Source organism: Paenibacillus thalictri (genome assembly GCF_004307995.1).
In the GTDB taxonomy this organism is placed as follows: Bacteria; Bacillota; Bacilli; order Paenibacillales; family NBRC-103111; genus Paenibacillus_AF; species Paenibacillus_AF thalictri.
Map to the genome: position 1 here is coordinate 40,028 of NZ_SIRE01000028.1, position 23,982 is coordinate 64,009.

General features: G+C 54.7%; 18 protein-coding genes. 5 read left to right on the plus strand and 13 right to left on the minus strand.

Annotation, left to right across the window (positions count from 1 at the left end):
• Positions 1 to 30 precede the first annotated feature (30 nt).
• The 9 genes from EYB31_RS31495 to EYB31_RS31535 all read right to left on the minus strand — a co-directional run bounded on the left by EYB31_RS31495 (position 31) and on the right by EYB31_RS31535 (position 10,971).
• On the minus strand, positions 31 to 687 hold the full coding sequence (locus EYB31_RS31495; RefSeq protein WP_131017471.1) for an RraA family protein: 657 nt from the start codon (positions 685 to 687) through the stop codon (positions 31 to 33).
• A gap of 92 nt (positions 688 to 779) precedes the next feature.
• Entirely contained in the window at positions 780 to 2,009 is a 1,230-nt protein-coding gene (locus tag EYB31_RS31500; RefSeq protein ID WP_131017472.1) for a mandelate racemase/muconate lactonizing enzyme family protein, read from the minus strand.
• Between the two features lie 714 nt (positions 2,010 to 2,723).
• Positions 2,724 to 4,469, minus strand: coding sequence for an IlvD/Edd family dehydratase (locus tag EYB31_RS31505; RefSeq protein WP_131017473.1), 1,746 nt, complete (start codon positions 4,467 to 4,469; stop codon positions 2,724 to 2,726).
• A 158-nt stretch (positions 4,470 to 4,627) separates the two neighbouring features.
• Complete coding sequence (locus tag EYB31_RS31510) at positions 4,628 to 5,470, minus strand: amidohydrolase family protein (protein ID WP_131017474.1); 843 nt, start codon at positions 5,468 to 5,470, stop codon at positions 4,628 to 4,630.
• Between the two features lie 31 nt (positions 5,471 to 5,501).
• Complete coding sequence (locus EYB31_RS31515; protein ID WP_131017475.1) at positions 5,502 to 6,473, minus strand: ABC transporter ATP-binding protein; 972 nt, start codon at positions 6,471 to 6,473, stop codon at positions 5,502 to 5,504.
• Complete coding sequence (locus EYB31_RS31520) at positions 6,448 to 7,455, minus strand: ABC transporter ATP-binding protein (RefSeq protein WP_131017476.1); 1,008 nt, start codon at positions 7,453 to 7,455, stop codon at positions 6,448 to 6,450. The genes EYB31_RS31515 and EYB31_RS31520 overlap by 26 nt, the downstream gene beginning before the upstream one ends.
• Positions 7,456 to 7,467: 12 nt before the next feature.
• Positions 7,468 to 8,289, minus strand: a complete 822-nt coding sequence (locus EYB31_RS31525) for an ABC transporter permease (RefSeq protein WP_131017477.1) — start codon at positions 8,287 to 8,289, stop codon at positions 7,468 to 7,470.
• 24 nt (positions 8,290 to 8,313) lie between these two features.
• Positions 8,314 to 9,261 carry an ABC transporter permease gene (locus EYB31_RS31530; RefSeq protein WP_131017478.1) on the minus strand — a complete coding sequence of 316 codons (948 nt, stop codon included), beginning with the start codon at positions 9,259 to 9,261 and terminating at the stop codon, positions 8,314 to 8,316.
• Positions 9,262 to 9,372: 111 nt separating this feature from the next.
• Positions 9,373 to 10,971, minus strand: a complete 1,599-nt coding sequence (locus EYB31_RS31535) for an ABC transporter substrate-binding protein (RefSeq protein ID WP_131017479.1) — start codon at positions 10,969 to 10,971, stop codon at positions 9,373 to 9,375.
• Between the two features lie 535 nt (positions 10,972 to 11,506).
• Between EYB31_RS31535 and EYB31_RS31540 the strand changes: the two genes are divergently transcribed.
• From EYB31_RS31540 to EYB31_RS31555, 4 genes are all read left to right on the plus strand, one after another.
• Positions 11,507 to 12,286 (plus strand): IclR family transcriptional regulator, encoded by a 780-nt coding sequence (locus EYB31_RS31540; RefSeq protein ID WP_131017480.1) that lies wholly within the window; start codon positions 11,507 to 11,509, stop codon positions 12,284 to 12,286.
• A 336-nt stretch (positions 12,287 to 12,622) separates the two neighbouring features.
• Positions 12,623 to 13,480 (plus strand): putative protein N(5)-glutamine methyltransferase, encoded by an 858-nt coding sequence (locus tag EYB31_RS31545; protein ID WP_131017481.1) that lies wholly within the window; start codon positions 12,623 to 12,625, stop codon positions 13,478 to 13,480.
• A 170-nt stretch (positions 13,481 to 13,650) separates the two neighbouring features.
• Positions 13,651 to 14,577: an arginase family protein gene (locus tag EYB31_RS31550; RefSeq protein ID WP_131017482.1), complete on the plus strand. Its 927-nt coding sequence runs from the start codon at positions 13,651 to 13,653 to the stop codon at positions 14,575 to 14,577.
• Positions 14,578 to 14,786: 209 nt separating this feature from the next.
• Entirely contained in the window at positions 14,787 to 15,215 is a 429-nt protein-coding gene (locus EYB31_RS31555; RefSeq protein ID WP_131017483.1) for a FixH family protein, read from the plus strand.
• Between the two features lie 348 nt (positions 15,216 to 15,563).
• Here EYB31_RS31555 and EYB31_RS31560 read toward each other — a convergent pair whose 3' ends face one another.
• From EYB31_RS31560 to EYB31_RS31570, 3 genes are all read right to left on the minus strand, one after another.
• The gene (locus EYB31_RS31560; protein WP_131017484.1) at positions 15,564 to 16,244 is read right to left on the minus strand and encodes a sulfite exporter TauE/SafE family protein; all 681 of its coding nucleotides are present in this window, start codon (positions 16,242 to 16,244) and stop codon (positions 15,564 to 15,566) included.
• A 3-nt stretch (positions 16,245 to 16,247) separates the two neighbouring features.
• Positions 16,248 to 18,473, minus strand: coding sequence for a heavy metal translocating P-type ATPase (locus EYB31_RS31565; RefSeq protein WP_206105511.1), 2,226 nt, complete (start codon positions 18,471 to 18,473; stop codon positions 16,248 to 16,250).
• A gap of 164 nt (positions 18,474 to 18,637) precedes the next feature.
• Entirely contained in the window at positions 18,638 to 19,384 is a 747-nt protein-coding gene (locus EYB31_RS31570; RefSeq protein WP_131017486.1) for a WecB/TagA/CpsF family glycosyltransferase, read from the minus strand.
• A gap of 237 nt (positions 19,385 to 19,621) precedes the next feature.
• Here EYB31_RS31570 and EYB31_RS31575 point away from each other — a divergent pair, with 237 nt between their 5' ends.
• A complete protein-coding gene (locus tag EYB31_RS31575; protein ID WP_131017487.1) occupies positions 19,622 to 20,425 on the plus strand; it encodes a Cof-type HAD-IIB family hydrolase in 804 nt (267 codons plus the stop codon).
• 205 nt (positions 20,426 to 20,630) lie between these two features.
• Here EYB31_RS31575 and EYB31_RS31580 read toward each other — a convergent pair whose 3' ends face one another.
• Positions 20,631 to 23,867 (minus strand): S-layer homology domain-containing protein, encoded by a 3,237-nt coding sequence (locus EYB31_RS31580; protein ID WP_131017488.1) that lies wholly within the window; start codon positions 23,865 to 23,867, stop codon positions 20,631 to 20,633.
• Positions 23,868 to 23,982 lie beyond the last annotated feature (115 nt).

The window sequence follows — 23,982 nt, forward strand, 5'->3', positions numbered from 1 at the left end:
CGCCCATTCGGTTTGATACGCGGCTTACTTTTAAAGCACCCCGTATTTATCGTAAACTTCGCGCAGCGTCTTGCCGACCAGCAGCTCATCGCGTGTATGATTTTCCCTTGTCGCTTTGTCCAGCGCAATCTCGACAACTTCCTGCACAAGGTTCTGCGGTATGCAGACAACGCCGTCGCGGTCGGCAAAAATTACATCCCCGGGATAAACCAGCACACCGCCGCATACGACCGGCACGTCATAATCGATAACGAGTCCGCGCCCCTTGGAATCGACAGGTTTTGTTCCAGTGGCGAAAACGGGGAAGTCCAGCTCCAATATTTTTTTCGTATCCCGGATTAAACCGTCCACAATCGCACCGCGGGCGCCTCTGGCTTTGGATGCTGTCGACAGCAGCTCACCCCACAGGCCGTTCTGCTTCGATTCATTCGTGCAGCCGACGACGATTTCGCCCGGCTTGACGCTGTCTACCGCGGCGATTTCCTTCTCATAGGGATTTTCCGGAATGTGGTGCACGTCGACCGCAAGAATGGTCTTCGCCCTTCCCGCAACGATCCACTCCAGGCTTAAAGGGACGATATTTTCGCGCATCACCTGATTGCGGTGCCCCAGTTCGTCTAACGTATCCGAAACTACGGCGGTATATAATTTTTCGCACATCAGATCGAACAATTCGTTGTCATTCATTGGAGTTCACTCCTCGTTATGTTTTGTAAGGAACTATTCTGGACACAAGTTTCCTTGGCTACCTACGCCGATCGTAATCCTTGGTTGGGCGGTTAGGTAAGGAAAGATGATCTTTTTTTATAGCCGGGGTATGTTTCGATAACAGGATGCAGCTTGATCCCGAGCCCGGGCGTTTCCGTCGGAACGAGATAGCCGTTTTCGATGACCGGCAGCGCGGTCGCTAGATCGCGGTACCAGGACGAGTAATACGCTCTGACAAATTCCGCGGTAAAACAATTTGGCGCGTTCACGGCAAAATGAGCGTTTGCGGCAAGCGCCACCGGCCCTGTGCAGTCGTGAGGCATTACCGGCAGACGATACGCTTCGGCCATCGTGGCGATTTTTTTCGCTTCGGAAAAGCCGCCGCACCATACCAGATCAACGATGACAAAATCGACGGCCCTTTTCACGAATAAGGGCAGGTACTGCCTGCGCGTAGCGAGCAGCTCGCTGCCGGCCACCGGCGTTCGGGTGGAGCGGGCGAACTCCAGCCAGGTGTCGAGGTTATCCGGCTTGACCGGATCCTCGTACCAGACCGGGCCGTACGGGTCTACGGCGGCGGCAATCGCTTTGGCGGCCGGAAGCGACCATTTGGCGTGCATCTCCAGCGCAATCTCCATCTTGCTGCCGACAGCGTCGCGGATTTCACGGATGACGGCGACGCCTTTTGCCAAATCCTCCGGCGAAATCCATTGCCCGTTAAATGGGCCTGCAAATTGGTCGAACGGCCATATTTTCATCGCGGTAATGCCTTCGGCAAGCAAGCTTCGCGCCAAATCGCCAGGACGATGGTGAAATGCGTCGAGGTCCTCGTAAGGCCCTGCCTCCGCTATGCCCACTCCGTGTTTTTCCGATAAATTTTGCCCGTCGTGCAAATTAAATTCCGGGGAAACTTTTTTGCGGTTGTACCCGTATCCGGCGCAAGTGTTGTACACTTTCACTTTGTCGTGTGTCCGGCCTCCGAGCAGCTGATAAATCGGCAGACCGGCACGCTGACCGAAAATATCCCACAAGGCGATATCGATCGCCGACGCTCCGCGCATCTCGGCGCTGATGCTGTTGAAGCCGACGTAACCGTCCAGAGCCTGCGCATGCAGGTCGATGGTCAGCGGGTTCCTGCCGAGCAGATAAGGAGCCGCCGTTTCGTGAATGTAACCCGAGACGGCCTGAGGGCCGTAATAGGTTTCGCCTAAACCTGTAATCCCCTCGCTTGTTTCGAGCTGGACCCATATCAGATTCGGAAATTCGTCCAATGTGATGGTGTGAATTGCGGTTATCATCATGTGTGTGATCCCCCCCCTAAGTCCCCCCGCCGGGGGATTCCAGGCGCTGCGCCCTGGACCCGCTACGTTTGAGCGGCTGTTGTGCCTCGAACCCGCACCTTGGTCCGCTTTGCCGTCGCTGGCGCTTGGCTTTTGCGCACCGTGCTTTACTGCGGCGCGATGATGCGGGGCGCGACTTTGTGCCTCGAGCTCGCACCTTGGTCCGCTTGCCATCGCTGACGCTTGGCTTAGCGCACCGTGCTTTACTGCGGCGTGGTGATGCACGGCGCGACTTTGTGCCTCGGGCTCGCACCTTGGTCCGCTTGCCATCGCTGTCGCTTGGCTTTTGCGCACCGTGCTTTACTGCGGCGTGGTGATGCACGGCGCGACTTTGTGCCTCGGGCCCGCACCCTGGTGCGCTTTGCCATCGCTGACGCTTGGCTTTTGCGCACCGTGCTCTACTGCGGCGCGGTGATGCGCGGCGCGACTTTGTGCCTCGGGCCCGCACCTTGGTGCGCTGTGCCATCGCTGTCGCTTGGCTTTTGCGCACCGTGCTCTACTGCGGCGTGGTGATGCGCGGCGAGACTTTGTGCCTCGGGCTCGCACCTTGGTCCGCTTGCCATCGCTATCGCTTGGCTTTTGCGCACCATGCTTTACTTTGAGTTCAATCCCGATACTATGTCTAAATGTTACTTTCAGCGCAATTCGCTATTACATCTAGATACATCTGAACCTTTAAACTTGTCCCCGCAGCTCTTTCGGGAGCAGGAAATCGAAATCACAGCCTTGATCGGCTTGCAGCACCCGATCGATGTAGAGCAGTCCGTAGCCGCGGTCGTAGAAAGGAGCCGGGGCTTGCCAGCTCTCGCGCCGCCTGGCGAGCTCGGCGTCGTCAACGAGCAGGTTCAAGCGGCGCTCGGCGATATCAAGCTCGATCTCATCTCCGCTTTGCACCAAAGCAAGCGGGCCGCCGATCGCCGCTTCCGGGGCAACGTGCACGATCAGCGCCCCATAAGAGGTACCGCTGATGCGTGCGTCGGAGATACGCACCATATCGCGTACCCCTTGCCTCAGCAGCTTCTTCGGAATTGGCAGCTGGCCGATTTCCGGCATCGCCGGGGCGCCCTTCGGGCCGGCGTTTTTGAGCACAAGCACGCTTGTTTCGTCGACGTCCAGCTCCGGGTCGTCGATCCGCCGTTCAAGATCGGCCGGCGATTCGAAAACGACGGCTTTGCCCCGGTGTTTTTTCAGATGCGGCGAAACGGCCGTCTGCTTGATCAAAGCGCCGTTCGGGGATAAGTTGCCCCGTAGCACGGCAATACCGCCCTGCCGATCCAGCGGCTGATCGACCGGGTAGATGACGTCCCGGTCCAGCACGCGGGCGCCGACCAAGTTTTCGGTCACCGTTTTGCCGGTTACGGTCAGACAGTCTCCATGCAGCATGCTCTCCAGTTCCTTCATTAAAGCTGGAACGCCGCCCGCTTCAAAATATTCTTCCATTTGATATTTACCGGAAGGCCGAAGGTTGAGAATAAACGGCGTTTCCGCGCTGATTTCGTCGAACTTCTCCAAAGGCAGCTTCATGCCGAGGCGACCGGCGATAGCGACCAGGTGAATGATCGCATTTGTCGAACCGCCGCTGGCCATCGTCACGCGGATTGCATTTTCCAGCGCCTGCTCGGTCATAATGTCCCGCGGCCTGATGTTGTTTTGGACCAGCGAGACGATCTGCTTGCCCGTCCGCTCCGCTATATGCCGCCTGCGGCTGTCCGGCGCAGGGATGGCGGCGCAGCCGGGAAGCGCCATGCCGATTGCTTCCGCAATGGAAGCCATCGTGCTCGCCGTTCCCATCACCATGCAGTGGCCGTCGCTGCGGCAGATCGCATTTTCCGCCGTGGACAACTCTTCATCGGTGATATTTCCCGCCTTATGCTCCAGCGTGAACTGGTAGCAGTCGGTGCAAGCCCCGAGGCTGCGGCCGTTCAAACGGCCGTTGAGCATCGGTCCGCCGGTCAGCACTATCGCCGGCACATTGGCGCTGGCCGCCGCCATCAACTGGGCCGGCACCGTCTTGTCGCAGCCGCCGATCAGCACCACCCCGTCGAGCGGATGCGCCTTGAGCATTTCTTCCGTGTCCATCGCCATCAAATTGCGCAGCAGCATCGTCGTTGGTTTGACGTAAGGCTCGCCGATCGAAATCGTCGGAAACTCCATAGGCAATCCGCCCGCCTGCCAGACGCCGCGTTTGACGTAATCCACCAATTCGTTAAAGTGCGAATGGCATTTATTCAGCTCGCTGAACGTATTACAGATGCCGATCACCGGCTTGGCGATATCCTCTTCGGTGAAGCCCATCGATTTGGTAAAGGAGCGGTGCACGAACCCCCACATGCCCTGATCGGTAAAATAGGCTTCGCCTTTTCGCTTGGCGGCTTCGGGTTCATTGGTACCGTTACTGGAATTTTGCTTTGGATCGCTCATGAGCTGTGCTCACTCCTTAAGTCCGAATGAAAAAGATAATTTCTGCTGATCTCAAATCAATGAAGCCAGGTAATCTTAAGTATCGTACCTGTCGTTGCTTGATTTCATGTACAGGCCCAGCCTGGCAACAATCCGCATCGTCCCTTTCAACAGAACGATTAATCGATCAAACCTAATATCTCAGGCGTATTCCGATGGATGATCCCTTCGATCACTTCTTCGGGAATACGCGGCATTTTCGTACCTTCGGCGACATCGTTGATTTTACGGAACGAGTCGACCGTCTGCTGTGTCGTAAAAAACGGATAGTCCGAGCCGAACAAAATTTTATGCGGAATTCCGTATTCCACCGCCAGCACCATCGCATTGTAAAACTGCCACGGCCTTGTGCCCAAAGCGGAAATGTCCATGTACAGGTTCGGATGCTTGCGCACGACCGAAATGCATTCGCCGACCCAGGGATGCCCCATATGGGCGATGATCATTTTCAAATTCGGAAAAGCGCGGGCAATCGGGTCCAGCATGGCCGGACGCGAAGCGTCCAAATACCCCTCAGGGACAAACGACGTGCCCTGATGCCACAAAATCGGAACGCCGAGCTCTTCGGCTTTGGCGTATAAAGCGTAATGCTCTTTGGAATCGGGGTAAAAGTTTTGGTAAATCGGCCCAAGCTTGAGCCCGCACATATGTAGATTGCGGATCGCGTCTTCAAAAATCGTTACGGCGTTCAGGTTGTTCGGATCGACGCTGGCAAAACCAAACAGCTTACCCGGGTGTTTGGCGCAATAATCGGCCACGTATTCATTTGGCACAACGATGCCGGTCGCCGGAGCGTCCATCGCCAAAATGATGCCGCCGGAAAAATCCTTGATCATCTCCCAATGTTCCTCGGGAAGCGCCTCCATTTCCTTGTCTTCACCCCAGGCGCGTTTGTTCGCCGCTCGGGTCGCTCCGCCTACATGGCCGGGACCAAAAACGTGAGTATGGCAATCGAAAATCATGTTCATATCCTCCTTGTCGGGTATATTGATGTTACAGCTCCGCCAAATGGCATGCTACCGAGTGGCCGTCGCCGCCTACGCGCAGCTCCGGCTCCACCGTTCTGCAGGTATCCGCCGCAAATGGGCAGCGGGTATGGAAGCGGCAGCCGGACGGCGGATCGATCGGCGACGGGATTTCGCCCGCGAGCGCGACCGCTACCTGACGCCGCACCGGGTCGGGAACGGGAATGGCCGAGATCAACGCTTGCGTATACGGGTGTTTGGGACGGTTAAAAATGGCGTCGCTGGTTCCCATTTCGACCAGCTTGCCCAAATACATCACGGCAATCCGGTCGCTGATATGCCGGATCACGTCCAGCCCGTGGGCGATAAACATATATGACAAGCCGAACTGCTGCTGCAAATCCTGCAGCAAATTCAAAATTTGCGCCTGCACCGAAACGTCAAGCGCAGACACCGGCTCGTCGCAGATAAGCAGCTTTGGCTTCAAAGCCAGCGCCCGGGCGATACCGATCCGCTGGCGCTGCCCGCCGCTGAATTCGTGGGGGTACCGCTCGGCATGACCGGCGCTCAGTCCGACGACCTCCAGCAGCTCATCCACCCGTTTGTTGCGCTCGCTCCGTGTGCCGACGCTGTAAATGTCGAGCGGCTCAGCGATAATTTGCCGCACTTTTTTGCGCGGATTGAGCGACGAGAACGGGTCTTGGAACACAAGCTGCATATGCCTGCGCATGTCCCTCATCTGCTTTTTGCCAAGCTGCTCAAGCCGTACCCCGTCAAATTCGATGCTGCCTTCGGTCGGTTCGATCAGACGGCAGATGACCCGGGCCAACGTCGATTTGCCACAACCGCTTTCGCCGACGACACCGACGATTTCCTCCCGGTATATGCTCAGGTTCACTTTATCAAGCGCATGCACCTTCGATTTGCTTTTACGGAGCATGCTCTCCTTGACGGGAAAATGCTTGCTGATGTTTTCAGCTTTGAGCAGCAGCTCCTTCATACCGTCCCCCTCCTTTCTCCGCATATAAAAAGCAAGCTACTTCGTGCTCCGCAGCTGCCGGAAGCAATGGCGGCTCGCTTTCCCGGCAGCTGAGTTCGGCATGCGGGCAACGCGAAGCGAAGCGGCAGCCCGGCGTCTTGTCGCGCGGATCGGGCACGGTGCCGGGGATGTTGTAAAGCCGCTGCTTCGCCTGCGATTTGCCCGGAATCGCTTTCCACAGCCCCTGCGTGTACGGGTGCAGCGGCTGCTCGAACAAGCTGCGCATGTCGGCGGTTTCCACGATACGTCCCCCGTACATGACGATAATCCGGTCGGCCATTTGCGACAGTACGCCCAAATCGTGGGTGATGAACATCATCGACATGTTCGTTTTTTGCCGGATGTCGTGCAGCAGACCGAGAATTTGCGCTTGAATCGTTACATCCAGCGCCGTGGTCGGCTCATCGGCAATCAGCAGCTTCGGCCTGCACGACAACGCCATCGCAATCATCGCCCGCTGCCGCATGCCGCCCGACAGCTGGTGCGGGTAATCGCGGATTCTTTTTTCCGGCGAGGGAATGCCGACCAGCTTGAGCAGATCGGCCACTTGACCTTCCACTTCGGCTTTGGGCGTATCCAGATGGGTACGGATCGCCTCGCCGATCTGATCCCCGATCGTAAACACCGGATTCAGCGAAGTCATCGGCTCCTGAAAAATCATCGAGATCTGTTTTCCGCGGAACCGGTTCATCTGCTTTTTGCTTAAGGCCGCCAAATCGGTGTCCCCGTAGCGGATCGCCCCGGCCTGCACCTTCAGCGGGTCCGCCAGCAGCCCCATCACCGCCAGGGAGGTCAGGCTTTTGCCGCAGCCGCTTTCCCCGACGATGCCCAGCGTCTCGCCGTGGCCAACGGTAAACCCGATATTTTTTAAAATGTCGACACGCTCCCGCTTGGAGGCATAGCCGATCGTCAGCTGCTCCACTTTTAGCAATGGCTCGTTCATATCAGCATCCTCCTAACGTTTTCGCGTTTCCCTGGGATCGAAAATATCGCGCAAGCTGTCCCCGAGCAGATTCAAGCAAAGCACGGTCAAAAAGACGGCCGCTCCGGCAATCAGCGAATACTGCGGAGCCTGGGTCAAATAGCTGCGCCCGGAATTAAGCATCGAACCCCAAGAAGGCGTCGGAGGCTGTACGCCAAGACCGAGAAAACTTAATGCCGCTTCGATCAATACGGCGGATGCGAAAGTCAAGCTGAACTGCACCAGAATCGGCGACAAGCAGTTCGGCAGTATTTCCCGCAGCATGATGCGTATATCGCCAGCTCCCATCGACCGCGAAGCCTCCACAAATTCGCGTGTTTTGACGGTCAGCACGCTGCCCCTTGTAATCCGGGCGAACACCGGGATTGAAACAATTCCGATCGCAATCATCGCGTTATAAATGTCCGGACCAAGCACCGCCATGACGGCCAATGCCAAAATGATCGACGGAAAAGCAAGCAATCCGTCCAAAAACCGGCTGACAAGCACATCCGTTTTGCCTCCGTAATAACCGCTGATCAGCCCCAGGCTGATGCCAAACGCCATAGCGATCAGCGTGGAACATACGCCGACAAGCAGCGAGACACGGCCCGCATATACGATCCGGGTAAAAATATCTCTGCCGATTTCGTCCGTTCCGAACAAGTAGGCTGCTGAAGGGCCAAGCAGCGGCGCTTCTTGGATCTCATCGTACCGGTAAGGCGTAATGACCGGGGCGAGTACGGCCAACAGCACAATGACCGCAAAAATAAGCAGGCTTGCGACAGCAGCGGTGTCTTTTAGCACATGTTTCATAGTTCCCCCTCTCCACGCCTGCCGTCAGCCGTTGTATTTGATTCTTGGATCGAGCGCTGCGTTCAGCAGGTCTCCGAGCAGATTGATGATGACAATAATTAGTGCGGATACGAGCACCGCCCCCTGCACAACATCGTAATCGCGGGCCAATATCGATTGGATCATCAGCCACCCGAGTCCCGGCCAGGCGAAAATTTGCTCGGTGACGACCATTCCGCTCAGCAGCAGGCTGAAGTTCAGCGCGATCACAGTGATAAGTCCGGGCAGCGCATTGCGGGCCACATGCTTGAAAATGACGTAAAACTCGGAAATTCCTTTCGCCCGGGCCGTGCGGATATAATCCTGGCCGATGACTTCCAGCATACCCGCCCGCAAAAAACGAAACACCTGCGCCGCATTAACGATGCCAACCGTCACTACGGGCAACGCCAAGCTTTTCACATGCAGCCAAGGATCTTCCGACCAAGGCACAAATCCGCCGGCCGGCAGCAGCTGGAATTTGTAAGCCAGCAGCAGCATAAGCAGAACCGCCAGCCAGTAGGCCGGTATGCTGAAGCCAAACAGCGATACCGTGCGCAGCAGCCGGTCCGTCCAGGAATGCTTGTAGACGGACGCCAGCACCCCGGCGGGGACGGCCAGCAGCAGCGCAACCGCCGTCCCGAAGATGGCCAGCTCGAACGTATTCGGTATTTTGGCCGCAAGCAGTGAAACCACGCTTTTATCGTCCAGCGCCGATTTGCCCAGATTGCCTGTGAGCACATGGCCGATCCAGTCGACATACTGGACGACAAGCGGTTTATCCAGCCCCATCTCCGCTTTCAGAGCGGCAAGCGCCTCCGGTGTCGGATTAAGCCCCAGACGCATCTGCGCCGGGTCGCCCGGCAGCAGCCGGAATGTAAAAAACACGATCAGCGATACAAACAGCAGCACCGTCAAGAGCTCGGCGACTTTTTTCAAAATTAACTGCAGCAATTTTCCTTCACTCCCTTGCCATTAGGGGATAAAACATCGTTTAGCCTTGTAGATTGCAAGCGCCTCATGGGAAACGGCAGACCAAGAAAACCAGCGGATTGTTAATCCGGCTTATTGCTTCGTCACCGCTTCAAAATAAAACTTCGACTGCGGGTTAGGCACGAAACCTTGCACCTTTTTGGACAAGGCCGGCAGCTGTACAAGCCCTCCTACGATGATCGCCGGTGATTCGTCAAGCACTTGCTTCTGCAGATCGAATAGCGCCTTTTTCCCGTCGCTTGGCGACATTTGGCTGACCTTGAGCAAATTGTCATACCACGCCTGGTTGGACCACTGAATTGCTCCGCCGTTGATTTTACCGTAAGCGTGATTCAGCATATCGACCGGATTCGGCTTCGGCGTAATCCCTGTGATCGCCATGTCAAACGCTTTTTTCTGGTACACGCTGTCGGTCCATTGGGCGACCTCGAGACCTTTCATATCGATGCTGATGCCGGCGTCTTTGAGCGATTGCTCGGTAATTTGCGCCACGATTTCATACATCATGTCGAGCTTGAGGTATACCATGCCAAGTTTTTCGCCGTTATAGCCGCTTTCCTTAAGCAGCGCTTTCGCTTTTTCCACATCCTTTGCGTATTTCGGCGAATCGGGATTGTAGCTTTCGTGTTTTTCGGGAATCGCGCTGGCACGTACGACAAAGTTGCCGAACAGCGCTTTTTTCATTTTTTCGCGGTCAAGCGCGTAGTTGACGGCCTGACGGAATTTGACGTTGTTGAAGGGGGCTTTGGTTGTGTTAAACAGCAGGAAATGGTCTTGAATCGCCGCTTCCTCCGGCATTTTGGCGATTTGCAGGTTGGCGTTGTTCGACACCTGCTCGATTTTGGTCGTCGGCACGATGTCGATAAAATCGACCTGGCCGTTGATCAGCTGCAGCAGCTTGACCTCCGCATCCGGAACCGGCATGAACTCAATGCCGTCCAGCTTCGGCAGCCCTTGCTTCCAGTAAGTATCGTTCTTTTTCAGCACAACCTTCTCGTTGCGGTTCCAGCTGACGAACTTGAAGGGGCCAGTGCCAACCGGCGATTTGGCTTGATCGATCGACGGATCGTTTGGTGTGACGAACACCTCGATAAACGAGTCAAGCAGCAAGTTGTCCCGGTTGTTTAACGTGACGGTCAGCTGGGTGTCATTGTCCGCTTTGATCTCTTTGATCGATTTAAGCAGCGCCGCCGTCCGGCTTGCTTCGGGCGCCATCGCTTTTTCCAGCGAATATTTAATGTCGTTCGCGGTTAATTTTTTGCCGTTGTGGAAGATCACGCCTTCCTGGACTTTGAGTGTATACGTGAGGCCGTCGTCGCTTGCTTTCGCTTCTTTAATCAGGCTGGGTACGGGTTGAAGTGTCTTGGGGTCGTATTCCATCAAGCTGTTGAACACTTGCAAAAAGACGTTGCGGTCGTTGTTGGCGGGGAATATGTAAGGATTTAATGTGGTTGGCTCGCTGTTCAGCGCCACCTTCAGTGTACCTCCGGCTTTCGGCGCTTCGGCCGGCTTGCTGTCGGCGGGTTTCGTTTCGGCAGGTTTCGTTTCGGCGGCTTTGCCGCTGTCGGCGGGTTTGGACGCGCTGGGCGCAGTGGAGTTTCCAGCCGAGCTGCATGCGGCGAGTGAACAAGTAAACACAACGCTCAGCAGTAAATGCAGCGCTTTTCTCATTAGGGACGACCTCCTTAAGGATTAGGTTATTTTCCAAGCCGATGTGTAAGATCATGCTGTCCCTTATGTCATCTCTGAGCTGTCAAAAAACATGCAACATTTTAAATACTCAAGATCCCCCCTTCTTCCATTACCGCGGTAGCGTTGTTGTCGATCAGCTACACCACAAAAATGTAACCATCGTTTTGTAGGTTAACCGTTATTTTAAAATTAGACCTACTTTTTTTATTTGTCAATCATTTTTTAAACATTAAACAATTTATAAGTTCGCTTAAGCGGACTGCGAAATTGTTTACCAAGAAAAACTTCCGACAAACCGCGGTCGCCCATCCTTGAAGGACTTCGATACTGCTTTTCTTATATTCCGCGAAATTAAAATTCAGCGGTTATTTCGTCATTTAGCCGCACATAAACGGGGAAATCGACAATTGAGAGGGACTCTTGAATTGTTTAAACATTGTTTTCGAAAACCCTTTTTATTCCACAACGTTTAAGCTATAATGTAACAAACAACGACCGAATCGAGGTGTGTTCCATGTTAACGACCGACAAAAAATATAACGTCCCCGCACTGGAAAAAGCGATCGCCATCATCGAGACCTTGTCCCAGCATAACGATCCCGTCGGTGTAAGCGAATTGTGCAAGCTGCTGGACATACCGAAAACTAGCGTCTTTTTTATTCTCAATACGCTCGAGCAGCACCAGTACATTGCCAAGACGCAAGACGGCAAATATACATTAGGCACGCAATTTATAAACATCGGTTTAGCTGTCCTGAACAAAATCGACATCCGCGTGTTCGCCCGGCCTTATTTGGAAAAGCTGCAGAATGAGACCGGTTTTACCGTACATTTAGCTATTTTGGATAATTGGGAAGCGATGTATGTGGAGAAGGTGGAGAACAACGCCTTCGTCAAATTTTCCACCTACATCGGGCAAAGACAGCCGCTTCACGTAACCGGAGTAGGCAAGGCGATAGCCGCCTATATGCCGGAACATCAGCTTGAAGAATGCCTGCGAGTCAAAGGACTTCCGGAAAAAACGGAAAAAACGATCACAAACGTGAACGATTTTAAAATTGCGCTGGAGGCGATCCGCAAGCAAGGCTACGCGGTGGAAGACGAGGAAGGCGAAAGCGGTGTGCGCTGCGTCGGAGCGCCTGTTTTTGACCATCAGGGGAATTTGAAGGCGGCCATTAGCATTACCGCCCTGCGCACCGATTTGCCGATCCACGATATCGCCAAAGTCGGGGAGAAGGTTAAGGCGTCCGCATTGGAAATTTCCGCACAACTCGGCTATTACGGCACGAAGTAAAACATAGTTTTCCGCAGCATGTCTCTCCTGCTCACTCACTCCTGCAACCCGGACATTTCCCGCCGCGGAAAGTTCCTTATAACGGAATTGTACCTGTCGTACGCATAAAGCAAGGGATACAATGGATGCATGTGAATCCGTTTCCTGCACCCGCGAACGCTAACGTTTTCTAGAATGAACGGGCTCCGTGACACCACACTTTGTGCGCAGAGCTGCGTGAGGTTCGCTCTAATCCAAGACCAGGTGGACCCGCCCAATTATGCCGCACTTCACGTGCAGAGCTGTGTCAGACGCCGCGAACGTTCGGCTAAAATTCCGTCGTTGTAAGGAGAAAAGATGAAATGTAAACAGACACCTGGGAACGGGAATAAAAGCTTAAGCGCAAATCCCCCTTTATACGGCAGCATATCTGAGAGTACCGATGTATTTGCAACCGCGGCCGTGAAGTTACGCGCCGCGGGTTGTGTTTTCGCCGAAGATGAGGCCCGGCTGCTTATTTCCGCGGCCCCGTCGCTTGCCGCTCTTGCGGCGATGATGGAGCGGCGTGTCCGGGGCGAACCCGTCGAGCACGTGATCGGCTGGGCGGAGTTCTGCGGATTGCGAATCGAGGTGGACCCGGGCGTTTTCGTTCCCCGCCAGCGCAGCGAGTTTCTCGTTCGCCAGGCTGCGGCTTTGGCCGGGCCGCAAACCGTCATTGCCGATTTATGCTGCGGCTCGGGCGCGCTTGGCGTTGCGTTGGCCTCAGCATTGCAGCAGGCTAAGTTATATTCCGTCGACATCGACCCTGCGGCTGTGCAGTGCGCGCGCCGCAATGCCGCCGTCGTTTGCGGTCACGTATTCGAAGGTGATCTGTTCGAGCCGCTGCCCTCCTCACTGCACGGGCGCGTCGACATTGTGCTCGCCAACGCGCCATACGTTCCCACCGACGCAATCAGGCTGCTGCCTGCGGAAGCCCGCGTACACGAAGCCCGGATCGCGCTCGACGGAGGGGCGGACGGGCTCGACATCCAGCGCCGGGTAGCTGCTGAGGCGCCGCTCTGGCTGGCGCCGGGAGGCCGCCTGCTGGTCGAAACGAGCCAGCGGCAGGCGCCGCAGACCGCCGAGTTGTTCGTTCGAAGCGGACTGATTGCACAGGTTACCCGTTCCGATGAGTTGGACGCCACGATAATCATCGGTACAAAGCCCAGTGCTTAAGACAGGCTGCTGTCTGGCAATGGGAGATTGGAACATTTTACCATTCAGCAAGTCCACCAAGCGCCTGCTCAGACGTATGAAAGCCAAGCATCTCTTAAAGAGGGGAAATTATCCCTCGTCCGGCCGTATCTTTTGCGGAATTGCTGAAAATGAGAAAGGAGAAGCGGGGTATGTCAACAACAAACGAAACAGATAGCCGTAAAACACTCCGCTTATTGATGCCGCAATGGCAAGGCGGCTATAACCCGCCTTATTATTTAGGCGCGCAATTGTTGAACTGGCTTGCTCCCGCTTCAGACGATATTCAAGAGGAAGTGCCGGTTTCTTTACATACAGAGGGAATAGAAATAGAAAAAGGGACTTATGCACGCGCCGACGTATTGGAACAGTTGCGGCATGCATTTACCATTTTACATAAACATCAACCGGATCGTGTCGTTGTCTTAGGCGGAGACTGTGGCGTAGAATTAGCGCCCATTGCGTATTTAAATGAAAAATACAACGGCGATCTCGCCATCCTTTGGGTGGATTCCCATCCCGACGTCAAATTACCGGATCATTACATCGGTCAACACGCGCATGTGTTAGCCGCCTTGCTTGGTGTCGGCGATGAAGAATTTATCGCATCCGTTCCGAAACTTGTTGAACCCGACCACGTCCTTTATGTCGGCTTAAACGAATGGTCTGCCGAAGAAGAAAAAGTGATGAACCAGTTTCAATTAAACGCTGTGACGCCGGAAGAATTAGTGAACGATAGTTCAGCGGTATTAAATTGGTTAGAGAAATTACGTCCTTCCAAAGTATTTATTCATTTCGATTTGGATGTCCTTGATCTAAGAGAGTTCCGCTCTCTTCTAGCAGCCTATCCGGAAACATATGAAGAGATGCTCCGAAAAGCGCCGAAAGCGTCCAGCATGGAAACGATCATCCGTGTTCTCCAAGATGTCGCAAAAGCGCATGACATTGCAGGCTTAGGAATTACAGAACATTTCCCGTGGGATGCTTATCGCTTACAAAATATGCTGCAGAGACTTCCGCTGCTGGGGGATATCAACAAAAAGGATAAAGCTCCTTACAAAAACCCGGAAATGGGCTAGTGAAGCCAATTCCTTTATCAGCAACGGCAACGTCCAGCGTTAGCTGCTAGCCAGGACGTGGCTCAAACGTTCCAGCGCGCGAATGCCAATTGCCCGTCCTGCTCGTTTCCCCCGCTCCCGCCGTATTAAGTGGCATACTTGAGCCCCCAAGCACATATAACAAAGGTGTCTGATAAGTGACGCGCATATGCAAAAGGCGGTGAGCGAATATGAGGAAGCTGCGGCGGTTGTTTTCGTTTCCCGTGCTTGTCATCTTGTTTGTGGCCGGTCTGAGTTTGCTTGGAAAATCGTTTACGTCAGCCAAAGCAAACGACAAACCGGCGGTCTTCTACAAAGACGATTACCGCATTGAAGTTGCGCTCCCGGAAGGGCCGGCCAAAGCGCTGGCCGAAAATCCGTTTACGCTGACGCTTAAGGACCGGGAGGGATCGCCGGTCAGCGGGGCCAAGATCGGCATGCTGCTGTCGATGCCGGATATGTTCTGCGGCACCAGTTCTGCCGTGCTGGAGGAAACGTCGCCCGGCGTCTACCGCGGCAGCGGCGTTCCGCTGATGGCGGGAGCTTCCTCCGCCGACGTTTCGATCGACACCGGCAAGCAAGCGATTGCCGTGCGGTATCTGTTTACCGCCGTACATTAAAGAAATCCCATCCGCTTTGGTTCGCAAGAACCTTGGGCGGATGGGATTTTTTTGTTTATGAAGGCCACGTGAGGTGTGGCCGCCGCCATGCGACGCCGGGAAGCGTGCTAGGGATTGGCGCTCTAAACTCGCGTTCAGGATTCACGTCGGGATCCACCACAGATTCGAGTTCGGGATCCCCACTCGAGATCCACACCGGGATCCACGCCAGATTCACGTTCGAGATTCCCACTTGAGTTCCATGTCGGGATCCACACCAAATTGCGTTCGGTATTCCCGCTTGAGATCCACGCCGGAATCCACGCCAAATTCGCGTTCGGATTCCCGCTCGACATTCACGCCATGATTTCACCACAGCCATGGGTGGATGCTCGGAATCCAGCCGTTGGCGGCCAACCCGCGCAAAATGCATAATACGCCCATGGCGTACGCCAGCCAGCGGCCCACCCGCATCATCCGCCTGCGCAGAGCCCCGCGGATTGCGCCCGCCGTCAGGCCAACGATCATCAGTGTCGGAACGGTCGCCAGTCCAAACACCGCCATGATCGATGCCCCAGTTCCGGCGCCGCCGCTGGCCGCAGCGTTCATCTGCATCGCATACGTCAGCCCGCATGGGATGAAGCCAAGCAGCAGGCCGCTTGCCCATACAGCGGCATAATCATTGCTGAGGCGCAGCATCCGCGTAAGCCGCTCCAGCGGTGGCCAGCGCAGCAGCTTTCCGCCGGATACCGGCAGCTCGTATTTCCAGTGCGCCCACAGCAGGATAAAAATTCCGCCGGCGATTGCCGCCGCCCCTTGAATGCCGGCCAGCTTGCTGGCTCCGTTCAAAAAGGAGCCGATCCCTCCCATCATAGCGCCAAGCAGCGTATACGTCGTCACCCGGCCCAAGTTGTACATCAGCACGGTGCGCGCCGCCCCCGCTTCCGCGTTCAGCGCCATACCCGAAACGATCCCTCCGCACATGATTGTACAGTGCGGGGCTCCGGCGATTCCGGTCAATACGGCCAATGTGAGTAAGGAGTAATCCATCGGTTAAGCGTTCCTCAGCCGCAGCGCATTGCCGATGACCGTCAGCGAGCTTAGAGCCATCGCCGTACAAGCCATCCAAGGAGCAAGATTTCCGGTTATGGCAAAAGGAATCGCAACGGCGTTATAAACAAGCGAAAGCGCCAGGTTTTGCCGGACATTACGCAAGGTCAACCGGCTTAAGCGGATCGCCTCCGCGATGCCGTTCAGATCATTTTTGAGCAAATACAGATCGGCCGACGCCTTGGTGATGTCCGTACCCGAGCCCAGCGCCGCGCCGACATCGGCGGAGGCCATCGCCGGAGCGTCGTTGATCCCGTCCCCGACCATCAGCACCTTGCGGCCTTCTTTTTGCAGCCGCTGGACCAGTTCCAGCTTGTGCTCGGGCAGCATCTCCGCATAGGTCTCCTGGATGCCGGCTTGCCCGGCGGCGGCAACCGCGGCGGCCGTACGGTCGCCGGTGACCATGACGACACGCAAACCAAGCTCGCGAAGACGCCGGACCGCATTTCTCGAGGTCGGCTTCAGCTTATCGGCAAAGATGACGGTGCCCGCCCACTTGCCGCCCACAGCTACACAAAGCGCCGATTTCCCCTGCTGCGCGATATGTCCGAGCTGGTCCTGCAGGCTAATCCGGAAGCCAAGCTGCCGAAACCATTTAACCGAACCGGCCAGCACCTCGCGGCCTTCCACGATCGCCCGCAGCCCGCAGCCCGGCACGGCTTCGAACGACTCGCACGCCGGCAGCGGCAGCCCTCTGCGCTGCGCCTCCTGCACGATTTCTTTGGCGAACGGATGCTCCGAATGCTGTTCCGCTGCGGCAAGCTGCCGGAGCAGCTCATTTTCCCCGTCCCCGCGCCCTGCCGGAGCTTCAATCGCCACGATCGCCGGCTTTCCTTCCGATAAGGTGCCGGTTTTATCGAGCAGCACCGTATCGACCCGGCTGAGGCTTTCCAAATGCGCGCCTTGCTTGAACCATATTCCGGCCAGCGCCGCCCTGCCCGAACCGACCAGGACGGAAATCGGCGTGGCCAGCCCAAGCGCGCACGGGCATGCAATCATCAGCACGGCAACGGCGGTCGCCAGGGCTAAGCCGGTTTCCCCCGGCGCCATCACATAATAGCTGGCGAGAAATGCGGCGGCGGCAACCACAATGATCACGGGTACAAATACGCCGGAAAGCCGGTCCGCCAACCGCTGAATAGGCGGTTTGGCCACCTGCGCCTCCTCCAGCAGACGCAGCATCGAGGAGGCCGTCGTATCGCTGCCCGAGCGGGTCGCTCGAATCCGCAAATAGCCGTCGGTATTGATCGTGCCGCTGACGACCATGCCGCCTTCGTGCTTATCGACGGGCAAACTTTCGCCGGTCACCGCCGATTCGTCGACCGTGGCGCTTCCTTCGGCGACGATGCCGTCGACCGGAATGATGTCGCCGGGACGTACGATCACCATATCCCCGGGTCTGACCTGCCCGACCGGGACGACCGTTTCCCGGCCGTCTTGAACGACGTTCGCCGTCCCCGCCTGCAGTCCGCTCAGCTGCCGGATGCTGCCCATCGTCTGCCGTTTCGCTTTGGCCTCCAGCCATTTTCCGAACAACACGATCGTAAAGATCATCACCCCGGTATCAAAATACAACATACCCGCATGATGGCCCATAGCCGCTGCTCCGGCAGGATGAAAAATCAAATAATGGCTGTATAAATAGGCAGCCGTCGTGCCCAGCACCACAAGCACATCCATATTCGGCACGCCGCTGCGCAGCGCCTGGTAGGCCCTGAAATAAAACGGATACCCAATGACGAACTGGGCGTACGTGGCGATAGCCCACTGCAGCCATGGACTGAGCAGCAGCTCGGGAACCCAAACCGCGCGGGTCAGCTCATGATGGGCCATCATCGCCCATAGGAATGGCAGCGTTAATAAAGCACCAAGCAGCGCTCTTTTCTTCAACTCGTCAGCAGCTTCCGTATAAGCGGCTTCCGCCGACATTTCGGCCAGCTTTTTTTGAAGCACACCGAAGCCGAGACCGCGGATTTTGTTTTCGATCTGCTCCGGCCCGATCCGGCTTTCGTCATACACGACGCGAGCCCGCTGCAGCGCAAAATTGACGCCGATCTCCTGCACCCCTTCGAGCTTGCCGACAACCTTCTCGATCCGGGCCGAGCAAGCCGCGCAGGTCATTCCCGTTATATCGAGCAGCAGCGGTTCCGTGCCGGTTTGCTTGCTCATCCGTGACACCTCCATACGATTACAGACGTGAGTCCTTGTCTCTAAATATATGGGCCATGCCTTCTTTTCATGAACGGATGTTTTTGCTTCCCTATGCAAAAAAGCCGAAGCGCGCTGCAGCAGCGCCTTCGGCCCTTTAATTGTAACACTTGCAATATATTGTTTTACTGCCTGCGCCCCTCGAAATAAGCTTTCACAGCGAATACCGGCAATGTCAGCTGACGGCGCCAACGCGACGGCTGGGACAGCAGCCTGTACAGCCATTCCAGATTTAGCCGCTGCCAAGCTTCCGGCGCCCGCTTCACCTTGCCTGCAATCACGTCGAGGCTGCCGCCGACGCCCATGGCTACCTTCGCGTTCAGCTTTGCTTTATAGCGGAAAATCAATTGCTCCGCCCGCGGCGCACCCATGGCAACGATCAGGAAATCCGGCTCGGTTGTTCCGATGTGCTCGACAATGCCAAGCTCCTCATCCGGACCGAAAAATCCGTTTTGTCTGCCTACGATCCGTACGCCCGGATAATCCCGCCTGATGATCTCGCAGGCCATCCTGCTTGTTTCTTCGTCAGCGCCCAGAAAATAAAACGACAACCCGTCCCGGCTGCCCAATTCCAATAGCTCCAGCAGCAGCTCGTAGCCCGTCACCCGTTCGGCGATCGGCTGCCCCCGCCAACGCGACGCGAGTACAATGCCGATTCCGTCCGGCGTAATAATACCCGCCTCCTGCATAATTTGCTGAAGCTCCAAATCTTCCTGATATTTCATGACGATTTCCGGATTTGCCGTAATCAGATGGAAAGGCTTATCCTCCCGTTCGGACGATGCTTTTTGCTTAAGCAAATCAACCGTTTCCCGAAACGACAACTTGGAAAACGGCACCCCCAAAATACGTACGACTTCTCTAGCGCTCATATTTGTCCCCTTCCAATATCCGAGCATCTTTTTCTCATAAGTCACATTATAACAGAAAACGACGGGACAAGTTAACTGTCAGTTAAGTGACAGGAAGCTGATAGCTCGCTGACTACTATTGGCCTCTTCATTGCTCCCGTTTACAATATTATCGTATTCGCCCCGCTATCCGCCTCTATGAAAATACGGTATAATAATGGAACTGTCTTAATAGATAAAATCAGGAGTGGACCTAACATGTACAAAATGATTGCAATCGATATCGACGACACATTGCTTAACGATGAAAAAGTCGTCTCCCCAGGCACACAGGCGGCATTGGCCGAAGCGGTACAGCATGGCGTAACCGTCACGATCGCAACCGGCCGGATGTACGCTTCCGCCAAACAAGTGGCGGCGCAGCTGAATCTGAACGTGCCGCTGATCACTTATCAAGGCTCGCTTGTCAAAAACAGCATTGACGGCAAGGTGCTGTACGAACGCGCGATTCCGCGGGATGCTGCGGTATTTTTATTCCAATACGCCAAGGAGCGGGGCCTGCATCTGCAAGCTTACTATGACGACGTGTTGTATGTGAAGGAAGCGAACCAAAAGGCGATTGACTACGCGGAATTGTCGAAAATTCCTTTTGAAGTATATCCCAATTTCGACGAGCTGGCGGAAAAACCAAACACCAAGTTGCTCATTATCGATGATCCAGACAAACTGGATGAGATCGCTGCCGAGCTGAAACAGCTCATTGGACATGAAATGCACATCACGAAGTCGAAGCCGCATTTCCTCGAATTTGTCCACAAGGAAGGCACTAAAGGGCATGCTTTAACCGCTCTGGCCGAGCATTTTGGCTACGAGATCAGCGAAGTTATCGCCATCGGCGACAGCGACAACGACCGCGAAATGTTGGAGGTTGCCGGACTAGGCGTAGCGATGGGCAACGCCAAACCTGCACTCAAAGAACTCGCGAATTACGTCACGCGCAGCAACAACGAAGACGGCATCAAACACGTTGTCGACAAGTTTGTATTTGGTAGAAGCGAATAGCGGTCACGCCATCAGATTTGTCTGAATACAGGCGAACATTCCCCTAACAAAAAGCAAAAAAAGCTTTGACCCGATGATGCACTTTGTGCGCCAAGGTCAAAGCTTTTTTGATTTATGCTGCAAACTATTCAACTTCGCGTAGCTGCCGTGAATGATGTTCACGGGCCATGCGTTCTACAGATTTAATTCTACAGTCCTTAACTTATTAAGGCGTTGTCACCCATTGCTCGCCGCCAGTTGCAGTTTTCTCGGACGTGTGGTCAATGGAAGCTTCTTGGATTTGCTCGAATGCCCAGCTGCCGCTGGATACGTCGCTCCATTTGGATGCTGCTCCGGATAACGGACCGCGTCCCAGCAGCTTGTTGATCATCGTCACTGCTTCGGCGCGAGTCAACGTTTGCTCCGGACGGAAGGTGTCGTCTGCGTATCCGTCGATGTAGCCGGCTGCTTTCGCCTGAGCTACCGCGGATTGTGCCCAATGGCCGTTTACGTCGTTGAAGCTGGCGCCGCTGCTAGCGCTATTGCCCGAGATACGGGAGAGGATCGCCGCCATTTCCGCGCGGGTGATCGTTTGTTCCGGTTTAAAGCTGCCGCCGTTGTAACCTTCCATCAAGCCCATTTTGGTTGCTTGATCGATGGCGTCTTTGGCCCAATGCGACGAAGCCACATCGGTATAGGCAATGCTGGATTTGGTTGCCGCTTTATCCGATACACGGGCAAGCAGAGAGGCCATTTCCGCACGGGTGATGTTTTTCTCCGGACCGAATGTGCCGTCCGGATAACCGTTGATGTATGCTTTATGTGTCGTTTTGTTCAACCCGTTGGTTTTCACAACCGTAAATGTACTGAACTTCGTAACGGTAAACTGAATGCCAAGTTTGCCGCTGTCATCGTAGTTTACGATTTGCCCTTTGACGAATTCTTTTGTTCCGTCGCTGTGCTCGATAAACACGCCCAGATTTTGCAGCTGTTGTTCGGTTAACGAAGAAGTGTCGCCTAACGGAATCACCAAGGTGACCTGACGGCTTTGCAGGTTCGTTTCAATCGTCATCGGTCTGCCGACGATGCTGATGTTGTCGTTGCCTACGGCCAGTCGAACTTCCTGTTCTTTCTTCGCGCGGTCTTCGACGACTTTGCGTTCGTCTTCGGTTTTAATCGGCACGAAGCGGAAATAGATGTCGTCCGCAAATCCTTCCAGCGAGCTTTTCGGAATGTCGACGCGGCCGTTGGCCGTAGAAATTTCAACGCCTACGTTCCCTTTTACCAGGCTATCGGTGGAAGCTTTCGGAATCGTTACATTTACTTCGGATACTTCGTCTTTCGGATCGGGGATGACGATTCTGGCCGAATCGGATCCTGCCGCTTTAAGCTGGTCTACCGTCTTGTTAGCTTGGTCAAGCGTAAATGTCACCGCGTCTGTCTTCCGGCCATTTGCATCGGTTGTGCGATTGATGGTTGCCGTCGATACCACAGTACCGCTCGCAGCTACGCCGTTTTCTACATTTACCGTGATCGTTTCGCTTGGTGTATAAGACGGGCCGGAGCTTGAAGAATAAAACGGCTGCTGAAGATCGATCGTTGCTGTATACGGTGTCGTCATTTCATTGCCGACCTTGTCCTTCAGCTTCATATAGACCGTCTTGGTTCCGTTGCCGTAAGAAAGCGTCCATGCTTTGGTCGTGGCATACGGTTCCCAATCACTCCAATTGACGCCATCGTTGGAGAACTGCATCTGCCCAAGTCCCGAACCTACCGGTTCGCTGTAAGCCAAAGGCCCCCACGTATAAAGCGAATTGTCCGCGGAAGCGAGCAGTTTGCCTGCTCTGACTAAACGTGAATTATCCTGACCTTCAATTGTCAAAGTGACCGCCATTGTGTTTGTCGTTGCTGCGCCGCTATTAATAGTGAGCACCGTCGCTGTCGGAGCGGTTTTGTCGAAAATGACTTTAGTGCCGTCGGTTGTGCTGTCCTGCGAAACTTCCGTCGGATTGCTGCCCAAATCGATCGAGAACCGGACGCGTCCCTCGAAATCCGAATTGGTGAGTGTGTACGATGCGTTGTAGACGTTATAGCTGACGCTCGTTACCGTAACAACTTGGTCTGCAATGGTTGCGGTTAATGCCGAGCTTGTAGGTTTGCTGAGCGAGAAGGTCAAAGTTACGGTGTCCCCGACTTTGGCGTATCCCGTCAAACCGTTGCTGCTGGAGATGCTGACCGGAGTAATGCTCGGCGGCGTCTGCAGCAAAATGCTTGCGCTCGCTACTTGCGACAATTCGTTGCCCGCTTTGTCGATCAGCCTCATATATACGGTTTTCATGCCGTCGCCGTCTTCCAACGTCCAGGATTTGGTCTCCGAAAATGGTTCCCAACCGCTCCAGTTGACATTATCGTTGGAGAATTGCATTTTGTCGACGCCCGAGCCGGGCGGCAGTGTTGCTCCCGCCAGCAAGCCTTGGATGCTCCAAGCCGACTGATCAGTGGAAGCCAGCTGAAATGGCTTTGTCGCCGCACCTGCGAAAGCAAGCCTATTATACGCTCTGCCAACCATAGGGGTGGATACGTCCGACCTGGTAATGCTTAACGCCACCGCTGTCGTATTCGTCGAGATCGCTCCATCATTGATCGTAAACGATCCTTCAGGATTTGTTCTGTCATAGAATACGGCGCTGGTGTCCGTCGTCGTACTCACTGCCGGCAGCGAATTTCCTCCGTCCTGTATGTTAAGCGAAAAACCGATAATTCCTTCCTCAACAAAATCCATGTCAGCGAACGTATACTGCGCTTTGTACACATTGTTGCCTACACTGGTCACTGTGGCATTCCGATTAGCGATTTGTGCCGTTGGCAATGCACTCGGCGCCTTGCTGAGCATAAATGTCACTTTCGCCGTATCGCCAACCTTAGCGTATGTCGGATTTGCAGGCAAACGGTCATTGGTTGTGATGGTAACCAGCGGGACGGTGATAGGAGGTTCCAATGTCAGCTGCACAGTTTTTGGCGTATTGGCAACATAATAATAGTTCATACCAACATCGATGAGAGAAACGACGACATATACGTCGTAATTTCCTGCAGTAAGCGGAGCTCCTAAGCCAATAGTAGCACTATCATTAGCTATATTTGTGGGGCTTGTCCAACTGGTTGGCCCTACCCCCGCAGTGCCAATAGGATGATAGGATGACGTGTTGTAAGCATCAAATGGTGTTCCTTCCGGCAACATGTATATCTTTTGATTAACAATCGTATACCCCGACGACGGATCAACAGACCAATTCACCTGTATATTATAGGCGGTGGTACCCGGATTATAAGCAGCGGTAGCCGTCGATATCTGCACATTGGCTACAGAAAGGGCATGCGCCGGCCTGCTCCAAAACGAAACCGCGCATAATAATGCCAATAAGATCAGCAATACATTTTTTCTCATTTGAATCTGGATCATATGCTCCTCCTTATAACATTTCAAGCTTTTCACATCCTCTAAATCTCTTAATCAACTGTTCATACGCAAACGGTCTACTAGTATGTGTGTATGCGGGTCGCTCCTTTCTTGCTTA